The sequence below is a fragment of the Perlabentimonas gracilis genome (assembly GCF_011174675.1).
Classification (GTDB): Bacteria; Bacteroidota; Bacteroidia; order Bacteroidales; family Tenuifilaceae; genus Perlabentimonas; species Perlabentimonas gracilis.
Genome location: NZ_JAANIG010000002.1, coordinates 178,803 through 193,627 on the forward strand (window position 1 = coordinate 178,803; position 14,825 = coordinate 193,627).

General features: G+C 40.5%; 3 protein-coding genes and 1 CRISPR repeat array. All 3 genes read left to right on the forward strand.

Annotated elements, in window-relative coordinates; translation table 11 throughout:
- Nucleotides 1–14 precede the first annotated feature (14 nt).
- Genes G8O23_RS02080 through cas2 form a run of 3 tightly spaced genes read left to right on the forward strand, consistent with a single transcriptional unit; the run spans nt 15 to nt 2,029 of the window.
- A complete protein-coding gene (locus tag G8O23_RS02080) occupies nt 15–653 on the forward strand; it encodes a hypothetical protein (protein ID WP_166361260.1) in 639 nt (212 codons plus the stop codon).
- 55 nt (nt 654–708) lie between these two features.
- Nucleotides 709–1,713 carry a type I-B CRISPR-associated endonuclease Cas1b gene (gene cas1b, locus G8O23_RS02085; RefSeq protein ID WP_166361261.1) on the forward strand — a complete coding sequence of 335 codons (1,005 nt, stop codon included), beginning with the start codon at nt 709–711 and terminating at the stop codon, nt 1,711–1,713.
- A 55-nt stretch (nt 1,714–1,768) separates the two neighbouring features.
- Nucleotides 1,769–2,029 (forward strand): CRISPR-associated endonuclease Cas2, encoded by a 261-nt coding sequence (gene cas2, locus G8O23_RS02090; protein WP_166361267.1) that lies wholly within the window; start codon nt 1,769–1,771, stop codon nt 2,027–2,029.
- Between the two features lie 229 nt (nt 2,030–2,258).
- Nucleotides 2,259–14,710: a CRISPR direct-repeat array (repeat unit 30 nt; unit sequence CTCACAATCATCCCATAGTGGAATTGAAAT).
- Nucleotides 14,711–14,825: the final 115 nt, after the last annotated feature.

The following is a 14,825-nucleotide window of genomic DNA, read 5'->3' on the forward strand; positions in this document are numbered from 1 at the left end:
GAATTAAAAAAAATATGTCAACAACCGAACCCCTAATTGCTGGCAACTACTACCACATCTACAACAAGGGTGTAAATGGGCTAAACCTGTTTTATAGTCCCGATAATTATCAGCATTTCCTGCGAAAGTACGATGAGCATATCGAACCCATTGCCGATACCTTTGCATGGTGCTTGCTAGGCAACCATTTCCATTTGCTGGTGCGGATTAAGGAGGCGGAGGAGGTTTCAGGAAAAAACCTGACAGGTTTTCCAAACCTGTCAGGTTTGGAGGGGAAGGACAAAGAAGAGAAGTATTCGTTCTGGGTTTCTAAACGATTTTCGAATCTTTTTAACGCCTACGCCAAAGCCCTCAACAGGCAGCAAGGCCGCCAAGGCACCCTTTTCGAACGCCCATTCCGCCGTAAGCTGGTCGATAGCGAACGTTACTTCCGCCAGCTGGTGGTTTATATCCACTCAAACCCTGTGCACCATGGATTTACCGATAATTACAAGGATTACCCATGGTCCTCATACGGGGCATTGGTGTCGGCCAAACCCACAAAGTTGCATCGCAATCAGGTGTTGGGTTGGTTCGATGGGAAGGGCAATTTTGTGGACACGCATAGGCAAATAATCGATTTCGATTTTATTGATCATTTAATAATTGAATAGTGTTTTGTAACCTGACAGGTTTCCAAAACCTGTCAGGTTTGGATTATTAATCGTTATGAAAAAATCCTATTACCTCTTCAACCCCGGTCGCCTTACCCGTAAGGACAATACCCTAAAATTTACCCCCGTTGATGAAAACGGCGTGGAGGGACAACCTCGTTATATCCCCGTTGAGGGTGTTGATGATATGTACGTGCTGGGATCGCTCGATGCCAACAGCGCGCTATACAACTTCCTGGGAAAAAATGGTATCTGCGTTCACTTTTTCGACTACTACGAGAACTACACCGGATCATTCATGGCCAAGGATGGGCTTTTGGCCGGCAGGATGATTGTGTCGCAGGTCGATTACTACTCCAACAAAGCTAAGCGAATAGCCATAGCACAAAAGTTTATCGATGGGGCATCGCACAATATGCTAAAGAACTTGCGCTACTACGATACCCGAGGCAAAGATCTTTCGCTTGAAATAAATCAGATAGAGCAGTACCAAGTGGGTATTGCTGAGTGTAAAAAGGTTGATGAACTTATGGGCATTGAGGGGAATATTAGGCAAAGCTACTACCAGGGATTTAACAAAATTCTAAACGATTTTGAGATGGGCGCTCGCACCAAGCAACCGCCACAAAATCCCATTAATGCGCTAATATCGTTTGGCAATATGATGTGCTACAGTCAGTGCCTTCGGGCAATTCATCAAACCCAACTAAACCCAACCATTTCGTATTTACACACCCCTGGCGAAAGGAGATACTCGTTGGCATTGGATATTGCTGAGATATTTAAACCAATACTGGTGGATAGAGTAATTTTTAAGGTGATAAACAAGCGGGAGCTGCAGGCGAAGCATTTCAGCGAGCAGCTAAATCGATGTCTGCTCAACGAGAGTGGCAAAAAGATTTTTATTAAAGCCTTTGAGGACAGGCTTGGAGAGACCATTCAGCACCGCACCCTAAAGCGGAATGTGAGCTACAAGCATTTGGTAAAGTTAGAGTGCTATAAGTTGAGTAAGCATTTGCTTAGCATCGAGGAGTATAAGCCCTTTAAGATGTGGTGGTAGTTAATTATTATAAACCTGACAGGTTTTCAAAACCTGTCAGGTTAAAATGAAAGAAATGTACATAATCCTAGTTTACGACGTTAACCAGAAACGCACCGGAAAGATGCTAAAGCTTTGTCGAAAGTATTTGAACTGGATTCAGAACTCGGTTTTTGAGGGAGAGATAACAGAGGTAAAGCTTAAAGAACTCAAGCATAGAGCCGATGAAATTATGGATGATGAGGACAGCTTAATCCTCTTTAAAAGCAGGGAGAGCAAATGGCTTGAGAAAGAGGTTTTAGGCCAGGAGAGAAGTTCCATTGATACAATGCTATAGCAATTTGTTGGGTTGTCGACCTAATAAATATTAGAAGTTTAAATTAGTGTTGTTTTAAATTGAGGAGCGGCAAGGTTCTTTGACATGCTGAAAACCATAACGATACAATAGTTGTCGAACCCCTGGGGTAATCCCATTAATAGGGTTCGACAACCAAATGCCATTAATTTTTACATTTTAATTTATCGAACAGGCTGTAAATCAATATTTTTTTTTGATAATTTTACGGCTCACAATCATCCCATAGTGGAATTGAAATTCGGAACTCACTTTGATTAGATTAAGGAATACATCCTCACAATCATCCCATAGTGGAATTGAAATTCCTAATTGGGTAATTTCAAAACACGTGTCGGTTTGTCTCACAATCATCCCATAGTGGAATTGAAATCCCTGTGGGTTAGTTACCTTGGATTTTGTGGCTGCTCTCACAATCATCCCATAGTGGAATTGAAATAAAGAGAATTAACAGCCGAAGAAAAGCAGCAATACTCTCACAATCATCCCATAGTGGAATTGAAATTTAAGGACGAGGATAAGCTCAATACCTCAATTTTTCTCACAATCATCCCATAGTGGAATTGAAATCACCGTCTACGATTTGCTCCGCAAACGCCCCATCGCTCACAATCATCCCATAGTGGAATTGAAATCCCTTGGGCTTAAGTTCGACAAGGCGGGGGGTAGTCTCACAATCATCCCATAGTGGAATTGAAATCTGGAAGGAAGGATCAGGCGTTCTACGTGCCGGTGTTCTCACAATCATCCCATAGTGGAATTGAAATATAGCCTGATATCGCCCGAGGTATCGGTTTGGGTACTCACAATCATCCCATAGTGGAATTGAAATTCCCTTGGCGGTGCTATAGTTGGTTCGCTCAATGTCTCACAATCATCCCATAGTGGAATTGAAATCTATTTGCCCGTGGCAAATGGTACAACGAGCTAATCTCACAATCATCCCATAGTGGAATTGAAATTCGGTTGGGCATATCTTCCCCGTTGTTTCCAACGTCTCACAATCATCCCATAGTGGAATTGAAATTTTTTGGTTGTGAATAGTATGATATTACCTTGCTCCTCACAATCATCCCATAGTGGAATTGAAATTTTTCAATACGGCTTCAACTTCGGAAATGGGTAATACTCACAATCATCCCATAGTGGAATTGAAATCCGTTAGGTAGGCTTTCAGAAAAACCTCGTCGGAGTCTCACAATCATCCCATAGTGGAATTGAAATGTTTGCTCAGATGCAATTAGGGTAGTACCGGAGCCACTCACAATCATCCCATAGTGGAATTGAAATAAGATGAATGTTAAAAAAACAATCGCAGAGCGCACGCTCACAATCATCCCATAGTGGAATTGAAATACTTGTTTATAAACTTTTCGGGCTGGGTGCGCTTTACTCACAATCATCCCATAGTGGAATTGAAATCTCTATTTTGGGGAACTCTTCTTGCTTGCTCCTGCCTCACAATCATCCCATAGTGGAATTGAAATTCCTTCACAACGAGCAGCAACGTAGGCGTGTTTCCTCACAATCATCCCATAGTGGAATTGAAATGCAATCTCGGCTTTTGCTCCTTCGTAGGTTTCAGTCTCACAATCATCCCATAGTGGAATTGAAATCGAGGTGGGCAATCCCTACATTAAGGCGAAGCTAGCTCACAATCATCCCATAGTGGAATTGAAATGTTGCGTATATCCTTTTGGGTTAGCCGCTGGGTAATCTCACAATCATCCCATAGTGGAATTGAAATACATAAAGGTGTGGTTCGTACTTTTTAGCGTCGCACTCTCACAATCATCCCATAGTGGAATTGAAATACGGGGTTCATAATTAGTGCCTTCATTGCTTGGCCTCTCACAATCATCCCATAGTGGAATTGAAATATAGCACCAACGATTTTTCATCACCAAATGCAGCCCTCACAATCATCCCATAGTGGAATTGAAATGCTCTTTCATCATAAGAAAAAGTTTACCTCTCCGGTCTCACAATCATCCCATAGTGGAATTGAAATCCTTGAGCAATAAGTGGGGTATTGATAGGGTTGTCTCACAATCATCCCATAGTGGAATTGAAATATGGAACGGCACGGCCAAGCGGTTCGATACCGTGGTCTCACAATCATCCCATAGTGGAATTGAAATACTTGATTTCAATCTCCTCGGACAGCATAGCGTTCTCACAATCATCCCATAGTGGAATTGAAATTTAGCTTAAGGTCGCGCTCTGCGTTGCAATTATCACTCCTCACAATCATCCCATAGTGGAATTGAAATTTCACATCGAGCATATAGCCAGAGGTGACGGAGGTTCTCACAATCATCCCATAGTGGAATTGAAATGTGAGAGGGTAAAAGTCTCTGTACTTGGGGTCTCGTTCTCACAATCATCCCATAGTGGAATTGAAATATGCAACCTTTGGGCTGGTGTTTATTAAGTGCAACTCACAATCATCCCATAGTGGAATTGAAATTCAATAGTAAACTGCGTGCCAAAACCTACCATTCCGTCTCACAATCATCCCATAGTGGAATTGAAATTTGCTGCTCAACTCGACGGATTAACCAAGGAAAACCCTCACAATCATCCCATAGTGGAATTGAAATGGTGATTCTCGCAGCACAGGGCAATAGCACCTAGGTCTCACAATCATCCCATAGTGGAATTGAAATCTTCAAGGGGCATAAGGCCATAAGCATCGCCTTTCTCACAATCATCCCATAGTGGAATTGAAATCTCGTTGTTTCCCCTGCGGGATGTCTTTTGCTAACTCCTCACAATCATCCCATAGTGGAATTGAAATTTATTGTGTGCGACGAAAGCTTGAAAATTAAGAATCTCACAATCATCCCATAGTGGAATTGAAATCTGGTCAATTTTAGAACTACCCTTAATGGTTTTTTGCTCACAATCATCCCATAGTGGAATTGAAATGCTTGCAATCAAATCCCCCGTATTTTTCAATCTCTCTCACAATCATCCCATAGTGGAATTGAAATACCTTTTCGAGCAGGGCATAAAGCACCTGCTTTTGTCTCACAATCATCCCATAGTGGAATTGAAATTACTTTGCCTTCGGTGCAGATAAGAAAAAGTTGAGACTCACAATCATCCCATAGTGGAATTGAAATGCGGAAAATCCTGAACGGTAGTTTATCCCTTTCTTCTCACAATCATCCCATAGTGGAATTGAAATAGAGTACTGGCAGTCGTATATGAAGCCTGAGCAGACTCACAATCATCCCATAGTGGAATTGAAATTCGTTTATAAACTTTTCGGGCTGGGTGCGCTTTCTCACAATCATCCCATAGTGGAATTGAAATTCACAAAAAATGTTGCAGAGGCGGTGGTTAGGGTTCTCACAATCATCCCATAGTGGAATTGAAATAGGTGTATCGGAGTAAATCATATCGGCATCGGCCATCTCACAATCATCCCATAGTGGAATTGAAATTAGGTTAAAACCTTTACGTTGGGATAACGTTTTTCACTCACAATCATCCCATAGTGGAATTGAAATTGGGGTTATCGTCTATCCAAAATGGGAGCGTTGCTACTCACAATCATCCCATAGTGGAATTGAAATCTAATTTTAAAGGCTATGATTAAGCGAAGTGAATTCTCACAATCATCCCATAGTGGAATTGAAATTAGAAAAGGGCGAAGTGTGGGTTGAAAAGCGAACCCCTCACAATCATCCCATAGTGGAATTGAAATGTTTTAAAAGATTGTTTATTAATAGTTTTGGGCTGTCTCACAATCATCCCATAGTGGAATTGAAATAAAAGATTAATGGAGTAAAGTTTAAAAAGGAGTTCACTCACAATCATCCCATAGTGGAATTGAAATGTACTCTTGGCGGTTTGAAAACTTGTTGTTTATGTCTCACAATCATCCCATAGTGGAATTGAAATTCACAAAAAATGTTGCAGAGGCGGTGGTTAGGGTCTCACAATCATCCCATAGTGGAATTGAAATTACAAATGCGAGCCTCGCGAATATCGTGCGCCACACTCACAATCATCCCATAGTGGAATTGAAATTAAACACTGCTTTTTATTATTGTGTGTCCCGTCACACTCACAATCATCCCATAGTGGAATTGAAATGCCCTTAAAATAATATATCAAATATGATATAATACTCACAATCATCCCATAGTGGAATTGAAATACCAAATAATTGAAAGGCAGATTGAGGCTATTAATCTCACAATCATCCCATAGTGGAATTGAAATGTCAATGGCTAAATTTGGGGTTTCCGTATCGTCGCACTCACAATCATCCCATAGTGGAATTGAAATATATCGGCGGTAAGATCGTAGTACATACAATTATACTCACAATCATCCCATAGTGGAATTGAAATGTGGCAAATGCTTATAGACAACGCAACAACCGAGGCTCACAATCATCCCATAGTGGAATTGAAATGCGCTAAGCAATGGCGATTTAATTGCCGACCTAACTCACAATCATCCCATAGTGGAATTGAAATGTGCCAACAGCAGTTCGCCACGCTGGGCGGGTGTTCTCACAATCATCCCATAGTGGAATTGAAATAAAATCCCTGCAGGCAATGTGTTGGTTACCCAAGCCTCACAATCATCCCATAGTGGAATTGAAATCTTTAGATTTTTTGGCTACAGCAGTAGCAGAACTCTCACAATCATCCCATAGTGGAATTGAAATTTATTTGGGTAAGGCTTTGTAGGCGCACTGAGTAGCTCACAATCATCCCATAGTGGAATTGAAATTTGTATGAATTTGCCTGAAGCAGTAACGAGAGCTGCTCACAATCATCCCATAGTGGAATTGAAATTCACAAAAAATGTTGCAGAGGCGGTGGTTAGGGTCTCACAATCATCCCATAGTGGAATTGAAATAAAGAATCGTTAATAAGGTAGCAATGTTTGAATTACTCACAATCATCCCATAGTGGAATTGAAATTTGGGTGTTTATCTCTCATCCATTTTTCACCCTCGCTCACAATCATCCCATAGTGGAATTGAAATGTTACATCATAGTAGTAGATTGGCTCTGGGCAATCCTCACAATCATCCCATAGTGGAATTGAAATAGAGTACTGGCAGTCGTATATGAAGCCTGAGCAGACTCACAATCATCCCATAGTGGAATTGAAATACTCCTTCTCGCTGCTCTTATCGAGTTCTATTTTACTCACAATCATCCCATAGTGGAATTGAAATCTGGTCAATTTTAGAACTACCCTTAATGGTTTTTTGCTCACAATCATCCCATAGTGGAATTGAAATAACAGAAGGATTTGAAATCAAACGAACTTCTTAAGGCTCACAATCATCCCATAGTGGAATTGAAATTTGCTGAATGTTTAGTAATTAAAAAACCTGTCAGGCTCACAATCATCCCATAGTGGAATTGAAATGTTAACTTTTAGCCATTCATCGGATGGGGGAAAGCCTCACAATCATCCCATAGTGGAATTGAAATGAAAGAATGCAACGATTTTCCTTTTCCGTTTTTTTCTCACAATCATCCCATAGTGGAATTGAAATGTGAAAGTAACCTCGTTGTAAAACGAATAGTCTAATCTCACAATCATCCCATAGTGGAATTGAAATGCGCAATAGGCGCACCCGCAAGTTCAGAGCCATAAACTCACAATCATCCCATAGTGGAATTGAAATGAAAGAATAAAGAAAATCCCAATTATTGAACCAAAACTCACAATCATCCCATAGTGGAATTGAAATGCATTAATAGAAGCTAATCTTACTACTGATGAATCTCACAATCATCCCATAGTGGAATTGAAATGCAACGAAGCTCAAAAAACTAACCTCGAAAAACTCCCTCACAATCATCCCATAGTGGAATTGAAATAACGTGAATTTAGTTGTAAGTGGAGTTAATGACACTCACAATCATCCCATAGTGGAATTGAAATCACTCAGCAAAAAGGGTTGGAACGTAACCCTGATGCTCACAATCATCCCATAGTGGAATTGAAATAAAAGTTCCCAAAACAGTCGGTCAAGGTCTTCAACTCACAATCATCCCATAGTGGAATTGAAATATAAACGGGCTGTTGTCTATTGATATTTTAGAGATCTCACAATCATCCCATAGTGGAATTGAAATTAGTATTTTGCAAGTTCATTAGGTCCAGGGAAGAGGCTCACAATCATCCCATAGTGGAATTGAAATACGGTCTGCCAAATATGAAAAGGATGATGCGTGTTTCTCACAATCATCCCATAGTGGAATTGAAATTTTAAAACGGCATTTGGTTTGGTTATTCTTTAAAAACTCACAATCATCCCATAGTGGAATTGAAATTTCATCGGATGGGGGAAAGCAAACCTGACGGATAACTCACAATCATCCCATAGTGGAATTGAAATAATGGTGTACGCAGCCAGCACACACGAGTTGGATGCTCACAATCATCCCATAGTGGAATTGAAATCTTATTATGTCGCAAACCGACAGTTTTGACTGGGTCTCACAATCATCCCATAGTGGAATTGAAATGTCGTAAATAGGATAAAACTTTTTGATATCACCATCCTCACAATCATCCCATAGTGGAATTGAAATCGGTAATAGAGTATTGCTTTTTGAATTCCTCAAAATCTCACAATCATCCCATAGTGGAATTGAAATGAAAGAATAAAGAAAATCCCAATTATTGAACCAAAACTCACAATCATCCCATAGTGGAATTGAAATGCATTAATAGAAGCTAATCTTACTACTGATGAATCTCACAATCATCCCATAGTGGAATTGAAATGCAACGAAGCTCAAAAAACTAACCTCGAAAAACTCCCTCACAATCATCCCATAGTGGAATTGAAATTGATATTAGCCAAACCGATAAGGACAGACTAAAACCTCACAATCATCCCATAGTGGAATTGAAATAGCCATCCTCGTCGGGTCGGGCGGGGCGCAAACGGCTCACAATCATCCCATAGTGGAATTGAAATAAAATTTCCTGTCCTTTCAAAGCCCGCCCTAGCGGCTCACAATCATCCCATAGTGGAATTGAAATAGCAAAACATATACATATCGGGCAAGGATCTTAAATCTCACAATCATCCCATAGTGGAATTGAAATTAAACAATGCCCCTACCTTAAATTTAGATAGTTTTCTCACAATCATCCCATAGTGGAATTGAAATGCGCAATAGGCGCACCCGCAAGTTCAGAGCCATAAACTCACAATCATCCCATAGTGGAATTGAAATTTTAAAACGGCATTTGGTTTGGTTATTCTTTAAAATCTCACAATCATCCCATAGTGGAATTGAAATTTCATCGGATGGGGGAAAGCAAACCTGACGGATAACTCACAATCATCCCATAGTGGAATTGAAATCTTGAAGATATGATGCAAGAGCTGCCCCTTAGTAAAACTCACAATCATCCCATAGTGGAATTGAAATTTAAGGACGAGGATAAGCTCAATACCTCAATTTTTCTCACAATCATCCCATAGTGGAATTGAAATTTAACCACCCCAAAATACGCTACTACGGAATGGTACTCACAATCATCCCATAGTGGAATTGAAATAAGGTTGCATTTGGCACCTTGGCTAGGTTTCGCATCTCACAATCATCCCATAGTGGAATTGAAATTACTTTCTTATGGACTCTATAAGCAACTCCATTTCTCTCACAATCATCCCATAGTGGAATTGAAATTTAGCACCAATGTTCTTGCTGCCACTAAAACTTGGAACTCACAATCATCCCATAGTGGAATTGAAATCCTGCTGCGTAGGCGGTAATTTCGCCTACGCTCACACTCACAATCATCCCATAGTGGAATTGAAATCTGCCTTTATGTACCTGCTTTGGGGCGAGTTTAATACTCACAATCATCCCATAGTGGAATTGAAATACCAAAGCCTTGGGCAGCAGCTTAGCAGCATACCAGCTCACAATCATCCCATAGTGGAATTGAAATTTGGCATCACGATAGAAAACACGCATCATCCTTTTCTCACAATCATCCCATAGTGGAATTGAAATGTTTATGCGTTTCGAAAAACTCTTTAATTGTCCTAAACTCACAATCATCCCATAGTGGAATTGAAATGCGATATTATTCCCACCTGCCAGGTGAACGACTACGCTCACAATCATCCCATAGTGGAATTGAAATACGGGACTATAAAGCAGGTTGACAAGATAATGCTTCTCACAATCATCCCATAGTGGAATTGAAATCTTATATGCACATCCGGGACGGTTCTGCTCTCGACTCACAATCATCCCATAGTGGAATTGAAATTTGAACTAACGCTACAGGAGGGCACGGTATGAGCCTCACAATCATCCCATAGTGGAATTGAAATTCAGCTACCTGCTCGTTGGTGGAACGGCCGCTCACGCTCACAATCATCCCATAGTGGAATTGAAATATGGGAGCTAGTAGCTGCTGGAACTTAAACATTGCCCTCACAATCATCCCATAGTGGAATTGAAATTGCCATACTCCTTAATCTGCTCTTGTTTTCTAGCCCTCACAATCATCCCATAGTGGAATTGAAATAAAGGATAGCATTAACCAAGCCGTGGCCTCGGGTGCTCACAATCATCCCATAGTGGAATTGAAATGTAGGTGAGTAGCCCATCAGCTACCTGCTCGTTGGCTCACAATCATCCCATAGTGGAATTGAAATACTCTACCAGTTGGATGGTTACCACATCGAGGGCTCTCACAATCATCCCATAGTGGAATTGAAATCCTGAAAGTAACCAACGCTCTCGGTGAACCCAAAGCTCACAATCATCCCATAGTGGAATTGAAATGAGTTAGCAATTACTTGGATGAAATACTGGATGGCACTCACAATCATCCCATAGTGGAATTGAAATATAGAATTAAGAACGCCAAGGGGCTAATCCTTTTTCTCACAATCATCCCATAGTGGAATTGAAATGTTCGAAACAAGTGACTCTCGCACTTGCGCCTGCCTCACAATCATCCCATAGTGGAATTGAAATGTGCGAGTCCGGGAACTCATCATTACTTTCGGGTACTCACAATCATCCCATAGTGGAATTGAAATGCTTCTTGGCCTCATCGTCGCCTGCACGGGCTATTCTCACAATCATCCCATAGTGGAATTGAAATTTCAATAAAAAATAGCCCAATCGACATTCTTACAGTCTCACAATCATCCCATAGTGGAATTGAAATGCGTAAACTGGCTACGGAACTCGGCAAATCGAGCCCTCACAATCATCCCATAGTGGAATTGAAATTGACAAAGTAACAGTAATATGCAAACAGCAATCATTCTCACAATCATCCCATAGTGGAATTGAAATTTTACTAACAATGATGATCCGGGTGGTGATGGCGACCTCACAATCATCCCATAGTGGAATTGAAATTTCTAAGCCCGCTCCGGTGGGCTTTTTTTGTACAAACTCACAATCATCCCATAGTGGAATTGAAATATGGTAACATATTTAGCAATCGCAACTTTGCCTTTCTCACAATCATCCCATAGTGGAATTGAAATAGGTATAGTACATAATTCTTGCTACTCCTTTTCTCTCACAATCATCCCATAGTGGAATTGAAATTCGTATTTCAAAACCTTAAGTTTCTCCTCGGCCTGCTCACAATCATCCCATAGTGGAATTGAAATAATAGATCCACGTAGGTAAAGCTATCGTCGAACCGCTCACAATCATCCCATAGTGGAATTGAAATGATGCTGAGGTGTATTTTCCTCATGTGCCTGGCCTTCCTCACAATCATCCCATAGTGGAATTGAAATTCGCAATTACCTCTCCTGAGTACAGAGCCAACACCCTCACAATCATCCCATAGTGGAATTGAAATTCAAACTCACCTGAGCAATGACTCCCGCCGAGGCTAACTCACAATCATCCCATAGTGGAATTGAAATATAACAAGGGGTTAATTCACACGGTGATAGATAACCTCACAATCATCCCATAGTGGAATTGAAATACGCTTTCCATGTCGACGAGAACGGCAACCTCATTCTCACAATCATCCCATAGTGGAATTGAAATGTCAATTACCGAGTGCGCCCGAAAACTTCAAAAGCTCACAATCATCCCATAGTGGAATTGAAATCTTGCAAAAAGCGCATTTACGATGCTATCAACTATTCTCACAATCATCCCATAGTGGAATTGAAATAAAGATATTCTCAACGACCTTATTAAAAACAAGACTCACAATCATCCCATAGTGGAATTGAAATGCGCATTGTAAATGCGGTGGTTGCCAAACTTTTTCCTCACAATCATCCCATAGTGGAATTGAAATAACTCTGGTAAGGTAAATCACCCCGTGAGTTTTCAACTCACAATCATCCCATAGTGGAATTGAAATTCCGAAAGCTATCCACTGGCGAGCTGGTTGAACTACTCACAATCATCCCATAGTGGAATTGAAATAGATTTACTGTCGGCAAATAAAGATATTGCCTTATCTCACAATCATCCCATAGTGGAATTGAAATCTAAAATGGACACCAAAACGGCCGTTGAGAGTTTGCTCACAATCATCCCATAGTGGAATTGAAATATGCTATGCTCCTTAAAACTGCACTCAGTAAAAACTCACAATCATCCCATAGTGGAATTGAAATAAAGAAATACGAAGGGAATCAACCCAAATCACCGAACTCACAATCATCCCATAGTGGAATTGAAATGCTTTTTGTATGCGCCTACCGTTACAAACCCTATTCCTCACAATCATCCCATAGTGGAATTGAAATGCTGCACTTAAACCTGCTGCAATCCTCACCAGTTGCCTCACAATCATCCCATAGTGGAATTGAAATATTTTACCAAGTGGGTTGGCGTTTCGTCGCACTACTCTCACAATCATCCCATAGTGGAATTGAAATGTATCAATGCTTCTTGGTGGTGGTGGCGACTTCTCCTCACAATCATCCCATAGTGGAATTGAAATGCATAACAGGCCTCGGAATTAAATGTTACAACGTTGCTCACAATCATCCCATAGTGGAATTGAAATTTTGTAAAACATCCCTTCGCGATTAAAGAAAGCAAGCTCACAATCATCCCATAGTGGAATTGAAATCCACTACATCCATAGGTGGTGTTATCGTGGGTAGCGGCTCACAATCATCCCATAGTGGAATTGAAATTTAGGTTTTTTCAACTTCTCAACACGTAATGATACCTCACAATCATCCCATAGTGGAATTGAAATGCAATAGCGAAGTTGAAGAGATGCTTAAGTCTCACCTCACAATCATCCCATAGTGGAATTGAAATTAGGGTGAAGTGTGGTATATAGGCTTGAACCGACTCTCACAATCATCCCATAGTGGAATTGAAATATAAAAAAAAAGCGTATGATTTTTTGCGGGAGAAACTCACAATCATCCCATAGTGGAATTGAAATAGCGGGATGGGAGCGTACTGCCTTACCGTGGCCGACTCACAATCATCCCATAGTGGAATTGAAATTTGGCCAAAGGCACATCCTCACGTGTAGCCACGGTTCTCACAATCATCCCATAGTGGAATTGAAATTTAAAATACTCCTCGATGGGGTTAAAAACATCAACCCTCACAATCATCCCATAGTGGAATTGAAATAGCCAAATTCGGATTGTAAGCAAAACCAAAAAGTACTCACAATCATCCCATAGTGGAATTGAAATGCTGTACATATTGCTGTGCATAGTTTAGCTTTAGCCTCACAATCATCCCATAGTGGAATTGAAATAACCCAAATGCTTACTTCAGATGTTTTAAGGCTACTCACAATCATCCCATAGTGGAATTGAAATATAATACCTCGTTGCCCTTACCTGTTTTGGCACTAACTCACAATCATCCCATAGTGGAATTGAAATAGGTTATTCATTTAATGGTTGAATTAGGCGTGTTTCTCACAATCATCCCATAGTGGAATTGAAATGTGCTGTTGATGCAACAATTTGCCCAACCTGCATTCTCACAATCATCCCATAGTGGAATTGAAATACTTATCCATCAATCGCTTAATTAGCCGATCGGCATACTCACAATCATCCCATAGTGGAATTGAAATATCGATAGGCACAAACTCACCTGCAGGTTGTTGGCTCACAATCATCCCATAGTGGAATTGAAATAAGGCTTGTGCTAATTCAAGTCTTTTCTGCGCAAACTCACAATCATCCCATAGTGGAATTGAAATCCCTCAAGGGTGAGGCCTACACCCGATGTGCCACCCTCACAATCATCCCATAGTGGAATTGAAATATAAACCTGTCGTTGTAAATTAGGCCACCATCCACCTCACAATCATCCCATAGTGGAATTGAAATAGAGCAAGCAGCTTCGTATGGTTGGAACCGAAATTCCTCACAATCATCCCATAGTGGAATTGAAATTTTATGGTAGACAGGGTTAAATCAAGATTCTCAATACTCACAATCATCCCATAGTGGAATTGAAATACGGATTTATACCAATTGATGATTTGCTGGGCGACCTCACAATCATCCCATAGTGGAATTGAAATTGATTGATGTATTTAGGGTTAAACATTATCTATAGTCTCACAATCATCCCATAGTGGAATTGAAATCTGGGTATATGCTGGATGTGAACGGGGCGATACGGGCTCACAATCATCCCATAGTGGAATTGAAATAAAAATCTAAAGGGGTTATATTAGCCCCAATTAAAACCGAGCAGAAAAATTGCTAAATTTCTGACGGTATGAAAAAGAACAGTTACTGGACATCAAAGCGAAAAGCTGAAGTAGT

What these genes read in the sequence shown, in the direction of transcription:
- G8O23_RS02080 (WP_166361260.1), top strand. Translation starts at nt 15, where the DNA reads ATGTCAACAACCGAACCCCTAATTGCTGGCAACTACTACCACATCTAC.
- cas1b (WP_166361261.1), top strand. Translation starts at nt 709, where the DNA reads ATGAAAAAATCCTATTACCTCTTCAACCCCGGTCGCCTTACCCGTAAG.
- cas2 (WP_166361267.1), top strand. Translation starts at nt 1,769, where the DNA reads ATGTACATAATCCTAGTTTACGACGTTAACCAGAAACGCACCGGAAAG.